General features: G+C 70.1%; 9 protein-coding genes. 7 read left to right on the top strand and 2 right to left on the bottom strand.

The genetic code is table 11. The features are described 5' to 3' along the window. The first annotated feature begins 59 nt into the window (after nt 1-59). Both argB and ABT147_RS40020 read left to right on the top strand, forming a co-directional pair. Nucleotides 60-998 (top strand): acetylglutamate kinase, encoded by a 939-nt coding sequence (gene argB, locus ABT147_RS40015; protein WP_351415890.1) that lies wholly within the window; start codon nt 60-62, stop codon nt 996-998. Next, on the top strand, nt 995-2,260 hold the full coding sequence (locus tag ABT147_RS40020) for an acetylornithine transaminase (RefSeq protein ID WP_351415868.1): 1,266 nt from the start codon (nt 995-997) through the stop codon (nt 2,258-2,260). Before argB ends, ABT147_RS40020 begins: the two co-directional genes overlap by 4 nt. A 180-nt stretch (nt 2,261-2,440) precedes the next feature. Here ABT147_RS40020 and ABT147_RS40025 read toward each other — a convergent pair whose 3' ends face one another. Then, complete coding sequence (locus ABT147_RS40025) at nt 2,441-3,973, bottom strand: MFS transporter (RefSeq protein ID WP_351415870.1); 1,533 nt, start codon at nt 3,971-3,973, stop codon at nt 2,441-2,443. Between the two features lie 219 nt (nt 3,974-4,192). Between ABT147_RS40025 and ABT147_RS40030 the strand changes: the two genes are divergently transcribed. Then, nucleotides 4,193-4,957 carry a TetR/AcrR family transcriptional regulator gene (locus ABT147_RS40030; RefSeq protein WP_351415872.1) on the top strand — a complete coding sequence of 255 codons (765 nt, stop codon included), beginning with the start codon at nt 4,193-4,195 and terminating at the stop codon, nt 4,955-4,957. Nucleotides 4,958-5,153: 196 nt separating this feature from the next. Then, a complete protein-coding gene (locus ABT147_RS40035) occupies nt 5,154-6,767 on the top strand; it encodes a serine hydrolase domain-containing protein (RefSeq protein WP_351415875.1) in 1,614 nt (537 codons plus the stop codon). A gap of 229 nt (nt 6,768-6,996) precedes the next feature. Here the strand turns inward: ABT147_RS40035 and ABT147_RS40040 are convergent, their stop codons facing one another. Continuing rightward, nucleotides 6,997-8,214 carry an acyltransferase family protein gene (locus ABT147_RS40040; protein WP_351415877.1) on the bottom strand — a complete coding sequence of 406 codons (1,218 nt, stop codon included), beginning with the start codon at nt 8,212-8,214 and terminating at the stop codon, nt 6,997-6,999. 365 nt (nt 8,215-8,579) lie between these two features. Here ABT147_RS40040 and ABT147_RS40045 point away from each other — a divergent pair, with 365 nt between their 5' ends. The 3 genes from ABT147_RS40045 to ABT147_RS40055 all read left to right on the top strand — a co-directional run bounded on the left by ABT147_RS40045 (nt 8,580) and on the right by ABT147_RS40055 (nt 13,968). After that, nucleotides 8,580-10,814 carry an MMPL family transporter gene (locus ABT147_RS40045; RefSeq protein WP_351415880.1) on the top strand — a complete coding sequence of 745 codons (2,235 nt, stop codon included), beginning with the start codon at nt 8,580-8,582 and terminating at the stop codon, nt 10,812-10,814. Nucleotides 10,815-11,205: 391 nt separating this feature from the next. Continuing rightward, nucleotides 11,206-12,588 carry a nitrate/nitrite transporter gene (locus tag ABT147_RS40050; protein ID WP_351415882.1) on the top strand — a complete coding sequence of 461 codons (1,383 nt, stop codon included), beginning with the start codon at nt 11,206-11,208 and terminating at the stop codon, nt 12,586-12,588. Nucleotides 12,589-12,813: 225 nt separating this feature from the next. Next, nucleotides 12,814-13,968, top strand: a complete 1,155-nt coding sequence (locus ABT147_RS40055; RefSeq protein ID WP_351415885.1) for a uroporphyrinogen-III synthase — start codon at nt 12,814-12,816, stop codon at nt 13,966-13,968. Nucleotides 13,969-14,100 lie beyond the last annotated feature (132 nt).

The raw sequence follows: 14,100 nt of genomic DNA on the forward strand, positions 1-14,100 counted from the left end.
CCACACTCATAGAGACCGGCGCCGACGCCGGACCCGACAGCCATCTGACCCCGACCGGCCTGGCCGCCGACCGCAGACAGAAGGCGCTGCCCAAGGCCCACGCGCTCGTCGAGGCGCTGCCGTGGATGGCCCGGCACCAGGGCAAGACCATCGTCATCAAGTTCGGCGGCAACGCCATGGTCGACCAGGCACTCAAGGCCGCCTTCGCCCAGGACATCCTGTTCCTGCGGCACGCCGGCCTGAACCCGGTCGTCGTGCACGGCGGCGGCCCGCAGATCAGCGCCCAGCTCGAACGCCTCGGTCTGAAGTCCCACTTCACCGGCGGGCTGCGGGTCACCACCGACGAGACCATGGACGTCGTCCGGATGGTCCTCGCCGGCCAGGTGCAGCGCGAACTGGTGGGACTGCTCAACGAGCACGGGCCGCACGCCGTCGGCATGACCGGCGAGGACGCCCGGCTGATGACCGCCGTGAAGTGCTACGCCGACGTCGACGGCAAACCGGTCGACATCGGCCGCGTCGGCGAGGTCGCCACCGTCGACGCCGGCGTGGTCCAGGCCCTCATCGACAACGGGCGCATCCCCGTCATCTCCTCCATCGCCCGCAGCTCCGACGCCAAGGACGCGGCCGGGGGCGGTGTCTTCAACGTCAACGCGGACACGGCCGCCGCCGCGCTGGCCGCCGCGCTCGGCGCCGAGATGCTGCTCATCCTCACCGACGTCGAGGGCCTCTACGCCGACTGGCCGCACAGCGAGGAGGTCATCCCGAGGCTCAGCGCGAGCGAACTGCGCGATCTGCTGCCGGGCCTGGCCAGCGGCATGATCCCCAAGATGGAGGGCTGCCTGCACGCCGTCAGCAACGGGGTGCGCACCGCCCGCGTCATCGACGGCCGGGTCAAGCACTCGATCCTGCTGGAGATCTTCACCAACGAGGGCATCGGCACGATGGTCGTGCCGGACGAGACCCGGACCACGAGCCGAATGGAGGCGGCCGCATGAGCGGCGATACGAACGGCGACACGCACGGCGATACGAAGACCGGTACGAAGACCGGTACGAGCGGGACCGGACGCGGGGCGTACGGCGGTGACCTCACCCGCCGCTGGCAGGGCGCCATGATGGACAACTTCGGCACCCCCCGCCTGCAGTTGGCGCGCGGCGCGGGCACCCGGGTGTGGGACACGGACGGCAACGAGTACCTGGACCTCCTGGCCGGCATCGCGGTGAACTCCCTGGGCCACGCGCACCCCGCGATCCTGCGGGCGATCACCGAACAGGCGGCGTCCCTCGGCCACATCTCCAACTTCTTCATGGCGGAACCGACGGTGGCCCTGGCGGAACGCCTGCTGGAGCTGTCCGGCCGCGCGGGCCGCGTGTACTTCTCCAACTCCGGTGCCGAGGCCAACGAGGCCGCCTTCAAGATCGGCCGCCGTACGGGCCGTCCGCACATGGTCTCCACGCTGGGCGGCTTCCACGGCCGCACGATGGGCGCCCTGTCCCTGACCGGCCAGCCCGCCAAGCGCACCCCGTTCGCCCCGCTCCCGGGCCCGGTCGACTTCGTCCCGTACGGCGATGTGGAGGCCCTGCGCGCGACGGTCACCGAGGACACCGCGTTGCTGGTCCTGGAGCCGATCCAGGGCGAGAACGGTGTGGTGACACCGCCCCCCGGCTATCTGCGGGCGGCCCGGGAGATCACCGAGGCCACCGGGACCCTCCTGGTCCTGGACGAGGTCCAGACCGGCATCGGCCGCACCGGCCACTGGTTCGCGGCGCAGGCGGAGGGCGTCGAGGCGGATGTGACGACGCTGGCCAAGGGCCTGGGCGGCGGCCTGCCCATCGGCGCGACACTGGCCCACGGCCGGGCCGCGGACCTGCTGACCCCCGGCTCCCACGGCTCCACGTTCAGCGGCAACCCGGTCGTCTGCGCGGCGGCCCTCGCGGTCCTGGACACGATCGAGACCGACGGCCTCCTGGCCCAGGTGAAACACGTGGGCGAACACCTGCGCACAGGCATCGAGTCCCTGTCCCACCCCTTGATCACCGAAGTCCGAGGCACGGGCCTCCTGCTGGGCATAGCCCTACGGGAACCCATGGCGGCCGAAATTCAACACACGGCCCAACAAGCGGGCTTCCTCCTCAACGCGGCCACCCCGAACGTAATCCGCCTGGCCCCACCCCTGATCCTCTCGCCCGAGGACGCGGACCTGTTCCTGACCCAACTCCCATCGATCCTGAACGAAGCACTGACGACCCGCCCCTAGCCGACCACTGGACGGCGGCGCAGCCGCCTCTCAGGGGCGCGGGGAACCGCGCGACCAGCCCCAACGCACCCGCACCCGCCCACGAACCAGAACCCCCGAGCTCGTAGGCACCCAAAAACGACGGCGGGGCTCCAAGGACCACCCATGGAGCCCCGCCGCCGTCATGACCTCACACCACCTTCAGTGAACCCCCACCACCTCCGGCGTCTCCTCCTCCGCCGCAACCGGCGGAGCCTCCCCCTTACCGGCCCCCTTCATCAGGAACAGAGCCAGCACAGCCGCCCCCACAACCCCGGCCGCCCCGACCGTGAAGCTGCTGGACACCGCCCCGGTGAACGCGTCCAGCACAGAGTCCAGCAGCCCGTCATCCCCCGTACGCGAGGCCACAGCCAGCCCCTCCCCGATGGACTCCCGCGCGGCGGCCGGCGCCGAGGAAGGCATCCCGGACGAGTACGTGCTGGACAACACCGCACCCAGCACAGCCACACCGAACGCGGCCCCCGCCTGCTGGATCGTGTCGTTGAGGGCCGACCCCACCCCCGCGTGCTCCTCCGGCACCGCACTCATCAGCGCGGCGATGGCGGCAGGCATCGCCAGACCCGCACCCGCGCCCATCAGCGTCATCGCCACCGCCAGCGTCCCGAAGCCGTCCCCCGTGGACAGCGTCGACAGCGTGGCGAACCCGCCCGCGATGACCAGGAGCCCGCTGACGGCGAGCGCCCGGTTGCCGATCTTCTTGGCCAGCGCGGCGCCGACCCCGTTGAAGACGAGGGAGGCGACGGCGGCCGGCATGAAGGCCAGACCCGTCTCGGTGGGGGAGTAGCCCATGACGAACTGGAGGTACTGCGTGAGGACCAGCATCAGACCGCCGTTGGCGAACGTCAGCAGGACCAGCGAGAAGCTCGCCCCGGTGAACACCCGGTTCTTGAACAGCGAGATGGGGATCATCGGCGAGTCGATCCGGGTCTCCCAGATCCCGAAACCGACCAGCGCCAGCACGCTCACGACGGCCGCCGCCAGGGTGCTCGGGTGGGTGAGGCCGTCCTTCGGCCACTCGTTGATCGTCCAGACGAGCGCGGTCATCCCGATCACCGACAGCACGGTGCCCACCGGGTCGGGCTTGCGCCACGGCCCCTTGGACTCCGGCATCAGCACCAGCGCCGAGACGATCGCGAGCAGGGCGATCGGGATGTTGATGAGGAAGACCGCACCCCACCAGAAGTGGGCGATGAGCACACCGCCGAACACGGGCCCGCCGACCAGACCGATCATGGCCACCGCGCTCCACGCGCCGATCGCCTTGGGCCGCTCCTCCTCGTCGAAGACGGTGATGAGGATCGACAGCGTGCTGGGCATCAGCAGAGCGCCGCCGATACCCATCAGGACCCGGGCGAGGATCAGCGTCTCCGCGCTTCCGGCCCAGGTGGCGAGCACCGAAGCGGCCCCGAAGACCGTCAGGCCGATGATCATGACCTTGCGGCGGCCGTACCGGTCGGACAGGCTTCCCGCGGTCAGCAGCAGACCGGCGAAGACCAGCATGTACGACTCCAGGATCCACTGGATGTCCTGGGCGCTCGCATCGAGGTCCTCCGCGATCGGCGGCACCGCCACCGTCAGCACCATGTTGTCGATGACCAGCACCAGAGTGCTGAGGCACAACACGATCAGGATCAGCCAGCGGCGTGGGTGACGTTCCTTGACGTCGACTTCCATGACGAAACCTTTCGAACAGAGATGTGGGGCTGCTCCGGAGCTCAATAAAACCAGCAACGCGGTTTGTTATCCAGTCGATTTCGCGCCGCGCCACCCCCGACGGATTCCCGTGCGGTGTGCCACTGGTCGAACACTGTACGGAGAGCGTACGCTGTGCGCAATCCCGTACGACGTTTCGTCGGGTCGATAGGCTGACGTGAAAGACGAGGAGGAGGCCGCATGCCCGAGAAGCAGTCCGAGAAGCAGTCCGGGAACCAGGTGATCCAGTCCGTGTGGACCCGCCCGCAGCGCCAGAAGCGCGAACAGCCCGTGCTGAGCCGGGACGTCATCGTGGCGGAGGCCGTGAGGCTGCTGGACGAGGAGGGTGCCGCCGCGCTGAGCATGCGCCGCCTCGGCACCCGGCTGAACGCGGGCGCGACCTCGATGTACTCGTACGTGGCGAGCAAGGACGAACTGATCGAGCTGGTCGTCGACCACATCTACGGCGAGATGGAGGTGCCGGGCCCGGACGCCGCCGCCGACTGGCGGGCGGCGGCGGCCCGTTGTGCACACGGTGTTCGCTCGACGATCTTGCGTCACCCCTGGATCGCCCCGATGCTGGGCGAGGTGGGTGTCTCCCTGGGGCCGAACTCGATGCGGCTCACGGAGAGCATGCTCGCCATGCTGGAGGAGGCGGGCTTCGACCTGGAGCAGGCCGACCACGTGGTGCGGATCCTCTTCGCGTACGTGCTCGGCATGACCACCAGTGAGGCCGCCTGGCTCACGATGCTCGCCCGCAGCGGGCAAAGTCAGGAGGACTGGACGCGCAAGGTGTGGCCGGCCGTCGAACAGGCCACCCGCGACTATCCGCACCTCCGCCGGCGCTACTCCGCGCAGGCCGGCGGCCGTTCGTCCGAGGTGCTCGTGGACAACTTCGGCCACGGACTCGACTGGGTCCTCGACGGTCTCCAGGCCCGCCTCGGCCGGGGCTCCGCACAGGGCTGAGTCCAGGCCCGGCCCGCGCTCACGGCAAACCGTCCACGGCGATCAGTACCGGCCGTGGGCGGTTTTCCTTGGCCGGTAATGAACGCCGTACGGACTTGCGCACACTGTGCGCACTCCGTACAGTGTTCCTCGTACCGCACAACGTGTGGTCGGGCAGGCCCCGCCATCGGTATCCCAACCCCCCAAAGGACACGCCATGTCGAAGAAGACGCAGGGTTCGCAGTGGAACGACCTCCGCACCTGGATCGCGACCGGCAGCTGGGAGGCCAGTGACAGCTGGGGCCTGACCGGGACCTGGACGATGGACGGCGCCTCCGGCACCTGGGACACCTTCGGCAGGACGAATCCGCCGCCGGCCCCCGGGCCCGCCGCGGCCCAGGAGCCCACCGCGGCCCCCGCCCCCGAGGCGGACGTCATCGAACTCGCCACCGGCCGCCGGATCGACCTCGGCCACTGGCAGCACCGCCTCGACGAGCTGCGGGAGACGCACGACGTCCCCGGCGCGACCCTCGCCTTCGTGATCGACGACGAGGTCCAGGAGCTGGCCAGCGGTGTCCTCAACCGGCAGACCGAGGTGGAGGCCACCACCGACTCCGTCTTCCAGCTCGGCTCGATCGCCAAGGTCTACACGGCCGCCCTGATCATGCAGCTCGCCGAGTCCGGCGACCTCGACCTGGACGCCCCGGTGATCACCGTCCTGCCGGAGTTCGCGACCATCGACCCCGAGGCCACGAAGGTCATCACCACCCGGATGCTCCTGTCCCACACCAGCGGCCTGACCTGCGACTTCCACCTTGACACCGGGCGCGGCGACGACAGCCTGGCCAAGTACGTCGAGGCCGCCAAGGGCGTGGCGATGGACTGTCCGCCGGGCACGGCGGTGTCGTACAGCGGCATCGGGTACGTGGTGCTCGGCCGCATCGTCGAGGTGTTGACCGGCACCACCTGGGACCAGGCCCTCAAGGACCGGCTGCTCACCCCGCTCGGCCTCACCCACACCATGACGCTCCCCGAGGAGGTCCTGCCGTTCCGCGCGGCGATGGGGCATCTCACCGGGCCGGAGGGTGAGCAGATGCTCGCTCCGGCCTGGGACCTGATGCCGCGCGCCGCGGGCCCGGCCGCCCGGGTCTGCGCCACCGCCGGTGACCTGGTCCGCTTCGCCAGGCTGCACCTCGGCGGCGGCAAGGCGGCCGACGGCACCCCGCTCCTCGGCCCCGACTCGGTCGCCGCGATGCAGCACCGCGAGACGGACGTGCCCGACAAGTGGACCGTGAGCGCCGACGGCTGGGGCCTCGGCTGGACCCTCTACGACTGGGACGGCGTCCCCGGCTTCGGCCACGACGGCGCCTCCATCGGCCAGTACGCCTACCTCCGGGTGGTGCCGGGCGCCGGCGTGGCCGTCGCACTCCTGACCAACGGCGGCGGCTCCCGCCTCCTCTACGCGGACCTCATGCGCGAACTGCTCGCCGACCTGGCCGACGTCACGATGCCCGCCCCCTTCGCCCCCGCCGAACAGCCGCCCACCGTCGACATCACCCCCTGGGCCGGCACCTACAAGCGCGAGGGCGTCCTCATCACCGTCTCCGAGAAGGACGGCAAGCCCCACCTCGTCTACGCCTTCGTCGACGGCATGGCCGGCTACTCCCCGGACCTCGAAATGGAACTCGTCCCCCTCTCCGACACGGTCTTCGCCGGCTCCGGCGGCGGCGCCTCCTTCACCGAAGACTGGATGCCGGTCGTCTTCACCACCACCCCCGACGGCACCAAGTACGCCTACATCGGCATGAGGGCGGCCCCGAAGACGGCGTAAGCGGTCTTTCTGGGGCCTGGGCCTGGGCCTGAGGCCTGGGGAAGACCTGGGGAATGCCTGGGGAAGGCAGGGGGCGCAGCCCCCGCTTTCCCCAGGGGCGCGGGGAACTGCGCGACCAGCCACGACGCACCCGCACCCGCCGAACAATCCGAACCCCCCGAGCTCAGAGGCGCACACACGAACGCCGGCCCCTCCCCAAGGGGCCGGCGTTCACGCGTACACCCCACCCTCAAGCGGAGCGCTCCGGTTCTGCGACCGGCCGATGCGACCGAATCCGGAACCGCTTCAGCAACGGCATCTCCACGAACGTGTAGGACAGCCACCCCGCCAGCACCGACAACGCCAGCACGAACGGCAGCAGAGCGAAGAACGCCCCCGTACCGAGCTGCGCGAAGTCACTGTCGAGCAGGTACCAGACGGTGACCTGCATGACGACCAGGTGCCACAGGAAGATCCCGCAGGAGTTCCGCCCGAGCCACACGATCGTCGGCCGAGACAGCAACCGCTCGGGCCCACTGCCCTGCGCCAGCAGCAACGGCGCCGCGAGCCCGACCGCGATCACCAGATGACAGACGTACTTGATCGCGGCCTCGTCCTTGGTGAGCGAGATCGACGCGATGCTCCCCGCCCACTCGGTGTTGGCCAGCGCGTACGCCACCGCCGCCGCCCCCCAGAAGGCCCACGGACGGCTGCGGACGAACTCCACGAAGGCGAGCCGCTGCCCGGTGCGCGCCTTCGCGGCGACCAGGGCGAGCAGCATGCCGGCCGCCAGGAACCCGAGGTAGCCGCGCAGCCACCAGAGCGACGGCGGGCCCAGCGGGCTCGACGGGCTCGTCGCGACCAGCCAGGTGAAGTCGGCCACGATCACGGTGGTGAGCAACGCCCCGGCGACCTTCAGGCTCTTGGTCGCCCGCAGCGCCTTGTGCAGCACGAACGCCACGACGGGCAGCGCGATGTAGTAGTGCACCTCGGTGGCGAGGCTCCAGGTCTGCGCCCAGTTGGTCATGCCCGGATCGGTGCGCAGGTCCGCCCAGTTCTGCACATGCTGCACGGTCAGCAGCCGCAGGGTGCGCCAGCCGTCGCCGAGCTGCTCCCGGTTGAACACCAGCAGTGTGGTGATCATGAACAGCCAGTAGGCCGGGAAGATCCGCAGGACGCGGTGCCAGTAGTAGTGCAGGGTGTTCGGCGCCTTGCGGCCGCCGAGCGCCGCGTCGGCCCAGGGCCGGTAGAGCAGATAGCCGCTGATGATCAGGAAGATCGGGATGGCCACCAGGAAGCCCGTCATCACCGGGGCGAACGGGCCCGGCTTGCCGGTCTTGTCGATGAGCGCCCCGGTCCACTGGGCGAGGTGGGCGACGAGCACCATCAGCGTGGCGACCGCGCGCAGGCCGTCCACCGCGGGCTCGAAGACCCGTTCGGCCCGTACGGGGGATGCCCCGCCGGCCATGGCGCTCGCCGGCGGGGCCGGGCGAGGTCTGTCCAGGGAAGTTGTCACGGCGAAGGGCCTCTCGTCTCGGTGGGCGGTGCGGAAGATGCCCGGACGCTAACAAACCACTCACGCGGTTTTCCAGATTGGCGAAAAGTGGTCGTTCGCCTTCCGCTCGCAGGCATCACGGCCCCTCAGGGTTCCTGGCCTGCTCGTCTGCGGCGCACGCAACTGCCCTGCCCTGCCTGGGTGTTCCCCGATGTTCAAGTGTCCATTTCGCTCAGCCCGCCAATATGACTAAACCGCTCTCGCGGTTTGTTACGGTGGGCGGGTTTCCACGTTTGCCAGAGCCCCACCCAGCGAACCCGACGGGAGTCCCCTTCGCCGTGGCTACGTTCCTCTCAAAACTTGGCCGACTCGCCTTCCGACGGCGAGGCCGGACGACACTGTTGTGGCTGCTGATCCTGTTCGGCGTGGGCTATGCCGCCTCCGCCGCGCCGGCTCCGCCCGCCGACACCTTCTCGATGCCGGGCACCGAGTCGCAGAAGGCCTTCGACCTGCTCAAGGAGCGCTTCCCGGACGCGAGCGCGGACGGTGCCACCGCCCGTGTGGTCGTCCGCGCCCCCGAGGGCAAGGTCTCCGACCCCGACCAGAAGGCCAAGGTCGAGCAGCTCCTCGCCGACCTGGCCGACGCGCCCCTCGTGAAGGGCGTCGCCGACCCCTACCAGGCGGGCGCCGTCAGCAAGGACGGCACCACCGCCTACGCGACCGTCCTCTACGAGGTCGCCGCCACCGAGCTCACCGACAAGGCGAAGGACGCCCTCACCGAGGCCACGGCCGACGCCCGTAAAAGCGGACTGACCGTCGAGGCGGGCGGTGACGCCGTCGCGGTGGAGGCCGCCAAGAACAACGCCGAGTCCCTCGGCATCCTGGTCTCCGCCATCGTCCTGCTGGTGACCTTCGGCTCCATGATCGCCGCCGGTATGTCGCTGCTGACCGCCGTCATCGGCGTCGGCGTCGGCATCTGCGGCATCACCGCGCTCGGCAGCACCCTGGGCCTGTCCAGTACGACGTCCACGCTGGCCCTGATGATCGGCCTGGCCGTCGGCATCGACTACGCCCTGTTCATCGTCTCCCGCTACCGCTCCGAGATGGCCGAGGGCCATGGCCGCGAGGAGGCCGTCGGACGCGCCATCGGCACCGCCGGGTCCGCCGTCGTCTTCGCGGGCCTGACCGTCATCGTCGCCCTCGCCGGCCTCGCCGTCGTCGACATCCCGATGCTCACCAAGATGGGACTCGCCGCGGCCGGCACGGTCGCCGTCGCCGTCCTCATCGCGATCACCTTCGTCCCCGCGCTCCTCGCCTACGCCCCGGTCAAGGCGCTGCCCCGCCGCGAGCGCCACCTCTACTCCGGCAAGCCCCTCAGCGCCCGCCGGCAGCGCAAGGCCGCCAAGCGCGCCGCCAAGGCCAAGCCCAACCTCGGCTCCCGCTGGGCCGGCTGGGTGCTGCGCCGCCCGGTCGCCGTCCTGCTCCTCGGTGTCGTCGGCCTCGGCACACTCGCCGTACCCGCCGCGAGCCTGGAACTGGGGCTGCCGGGCGAGGGCACGATGGCCGAGGACACCACCCAGCGCAAGGCCTACGACATGCTGTCGGAGTCCTTCGGCGCCGGATTCAACGGCCCGCTGCTCATCACCGTCGAGGCCAAGGACGCGAAGACGGCCGCCGAACGGGTCGGCAAGGACCTGGCCGAACAGCCCGGTGTCGCCTCCGTCAGCCCCGCCACGGTCAACAAGGCGGGCGACACGGCGATGGTCAACGTCATCCCGACGACCGGCCCGACCGACGAGCGGACCGAGAACCTGGTCCACTCCATCCGCGACACCGCCACCGGGTTCGAGCCGAAGATCGGCGCGACCGTCCTGGTCACCGGCCAGACCGCGCTGTTCATCGACTTCTCCCAGACCCTCGACGACGCGATGGTCCCGTATCTGGGCCTGGTCGTCGGACTCGCCTTCGTCCTGCTCGTCCTCGTCTTCCGCTCGATCCTGGTTCCGCTCAAGGCGGCCCTCGGGTTCCTGCTGTCGGTGACCGCGGCACTCGGTGCTGTCGTGGCCGTCTTCCAGTGGGGCTGGCTCAAGGACGTCTTCGGCATCGACCAGCCCGGGCCGATCATGAGCACGATGCCGATCTTCATGATCGGTGTGGTCTTCGGACTCGCCATGGACTACGAGGTGTTCCTCGTCACCCGGATGCGCGAGGCCTTCGTCCACGGCGAGAGCCCCGGCGACGCGGTCGTCACCGGCTTCCGGCACGGCGGCCGGGTGGTCTCCGCCGCCGCGATCATCATGGCCAGCGTCTTCTCCGGCTTCATCCTCGACGCCAACGACTTCGTCAAGATGATCGGCTTCGGCCTCGCCATCGCCGTCCTCCTCGACGCCTTCGTCGTCCGGATGGCCATCGTGCCCGCCGTCCTCGCCCTCCTCGGCCGCTCGGCCTGGTGGCTGCCCCGCCCGCTGGACGCCGTCCTGCCCGACATGGACGTCGAGGGCGCCAAGCTCGCCACCGGCCGCCGCGCCCACGTCCCGCACCAGCGCACACGCGAACCGTCCCTCGTGGACTGACCCCCCACCCCACGGCCGGCCCGGCGACGCACCACCATCGCCGGGCCGTTCCGTGGGTTCCCCCGCGCCCCTTCAAAGCACGGGTCGCACCCGAGCTTTTAAGGGGCGCGGGGAACTGCGCGACCAGCCCCCACCGGGCCCGCACCCGACGACGAACCCATCGGACCGGGCCCACCACAGCCATCGGGTACTTTGATCCGAGGCCCAGCCGCGCAGCGCCACCGCGGCCAATGTGGCGTCTTCCTCACCGGCGGACCCTCGTCATCGTGAGAGCAAAGTTCCTTACCGGTCACCCGGTGCCACAGGCAGGAAACGCGCTCTCCCTACCTTCGGGACTCATCACCCCTCATACCGCATCGCAACACCTGAGCCCGGAGAACGTGGAGGCGTCATGACAGCCCCGAGCACTGCCCCCGCATCGAGCAGGGGAGGCCGCTGGATCGAGCACTGGGATCCGGAGAACGAGGCCTTCTGGAACGAGACCGGTGAGAAGGTCGCCCGCCGCAACCTTCTCTTCTCGGTACTCTCGGAGCACATCGGCTTCTCCATCTGGACCGTCTGGTCGGTGATGGTGCTCTTCATGGGCCCCGAGTACGGGCTCACCCCGGCCGACAAGTTCTTCCTCGTCTCGATGGCCACCCTGGTCGGCGCCATCGTCCGCATCCCGTACACCTTCGCGGTGGCGATCTTCGGCGGACGCAACTGGACGATCGTCTCGGCGAGCCTGCTGCTGATCCCGACCGTCGCGGCCTTCGTCGTGATGGAGCCGGGGACCTCGTTCAACACGTTCCTGATCTGCGCGATGCTCGCCGGTATCGGCGGCGGCAACTTCGCCTCCTCCATGACGAACATCAACGCCTTCTTCCCGCTGCGGAAGAAGGGCTGGGCGCTCGGCCTCAACGCGGGCGGCGGCAACATCGGTGTCCCGGTCGTGCAGCTCATCGGTCTCGCCGTCATCGGCGCCTCCGGCGGTCCCCGCGTCCTGCTCGGGATCTACATCCCCTTCATCGTCATCGCCGCGGTCCTCGCCGCCGTCTACATGGACAACATCGCGTCCGTGAAGAACGACACCGGTGCCGCGAAGGACGCCGTGAAGGAGGCCCACACCTGGATCATGTCCTTCCTCTACATCGGCACCTTCGGCTCCTTCATCGGCTACAGCTTCGCCTTCGGCCTCGTCCTGCAGACCCAGTTCGGCCGTACGCCCCTGGAGTCCGCCTACGTCACCTTCATCGGCCCGCTGCTCGGCTCGCTGATCCGGCCTTTCGGCGGCGCGCTCGCCGACAAGTACGGCGGCGCCAAGATCACCCTGTGGAACTACGTCGGCATGGCCGCCGCCACCGGGATCATCGTCATCGCCTCCATGCAGAAGTCGCTGCCGCTCTTCACCACCGCGTTCATCGCGCTCTTCGTCCTCAGCGGCCTCGGCAACGGCTCCACCTTCAAGATGATCCCGGGCATCTTCCAGGCCAAGGCCCTCGCCAAGGGCCTGGAGGGCGAGGAGGCCGCGGCCTACGGACGCCGTCTCTCCGGCGCCTCCATGGGCATCATCGGCGCGGTGGGCGCGCTCGGCGGCCTCGGCATCAACCTGGCCTTCCGCCAGTCCTTCCTGACGGTCGGCTCCGGCACCGGCGCCTTCGTCACCTTCCTCGCCTTCTACGGCCTCTGCTTCGCGGTGACCTGGGCCGTATACCTTCGCCGCCAGGCCTCGAACGCCTCTGCGGCGACGGCCACCACTGAGGCGAAGCCGCAGCTCAGCTACGCCGAGGTGTGACATCACCCATGCCGTGACACGTGCGACGTAACACCGCCGACATCAACCCGAACCGAGCCTGTCACGCGCCGTTGACAGGCTCGTTCGGCATGTGGGCCCACCAATCGGTGCGCCCACCGAGTGCAACGACTCGACTGCGGGACGAGAGCCATGTACGACGAACAGCAGTCACCCGGGCGATCAGATCGAGCCGATCGAGCCGATCGACCAGACAGGACGCATCTGATGGATCGGACGGATCGGGCAGCACAGACGGAACACGGGCCGCTCGCCGGGTTCACCGTGGGGGTCACGGCCGCCCGCCGGGCCGACGAGCTCGGGGCGCTCCTCCAGCGCCGGGGAGCCTCGGTCCTCCACGCGCCCGCCCTGCGCATCGTGCCGCTCTCCGACGACAGCGAACTGCTCGCCGCGACCAAGGACCTGCTCGACCAGGCACCGGACATCGTGGTGGCGACGACCGCCATCGGTTTCCGCGGCTGGATCGAGGCGGCGGACGGCTGGGGCCTGGGCGAGGCCCTCCTCGACCGGCTGCGGGGCGTCGAGGTCCTGGCCCGAGGACCGAAGGTGAAGGGCGCGATCCGGGCCGCCGGACTCACGGAGGAGTGGTCCCCCTCCTCCGAGTCCATGGCCGAGGTGCTCGACCGGCTGCTGGAGCACGGCGTCGAGGGCCGCCGTGTGGCCATCCAGCTCCACGGCGAACCGCTCCCCGGCTTCGTGGAGTCGCTTCGTGCGGCGGGGGCGGAGGTCGTGGGCGTCCCCGTCTACCGCTGGATGCCCCCCGAGGACATCACCCCCGTGGACCGACTCCTCGACTCCACCGTCGCCCGGGGCGTCGACGCCCTCACCTTCACGAGCGCCCCGGCGGCGGCGTCCCTGCTCTCCCGCGCCCAGGACCGGGGCCTGCTCCCGGAGCTGCTGAACGCGCTGAACCACGACGTCCTGCCCGCCTGTGTGGGCCCGGTGACAGCCCTCCCGCTCCAGGCGCACGGCGTGGACACGGTCCAGCCCGAACGCTTCCGCCTGGGCCCCCTCGTCCAGCTCCTCTGCCAGGAACTCCCCGGCCGCGCCCGCACGCTCCCCATCGCCGGCCACCGCGTGGAGATCCGTGGCCACGCGGTCCTCGTCGACGGCGCCCTCCGCCCCGTCCCCCCGGCCGGCATGTCCCTCCTCCGCGCCCTCTGCCGCCGCCCCGGCTGGGTGGTCCCCCGCTCCGACCTCCTCCGCGCCCTCCCCGGCGCCGGCCGAGACGAACACGCCGTAGAAACAGCCATGGCCCGCCTCCGCACCTCCCTCGGCACCCCCAAGCTGATCCAAACCGTGGTCAAACGCGGCTACCGCCTGGCCCTGGACCCGGCGGCGGACACGAAGTACGACGCGTGAGGACCGTTCGTCCGCGGCTGAGTGGGGGCTGGTCGCGCAGTTCCCCGCGCCCTGAAGGCAACGGCCCCTGCGGGCCGTTGAAAAAGCACGGGGCGCAGCCCCTGCTTTTTCAGGGGCGCGGGGAACTGCGCG

Origin of the sequence: Streptomyces sp. NPDC001868, from assembly GCF_040297125.1 — a bacterium.
GTDB lineage: Bacteria > Actinomycetota > Actinomycetes > Streptomycetales > Streptomycetaceae > Streptomyces.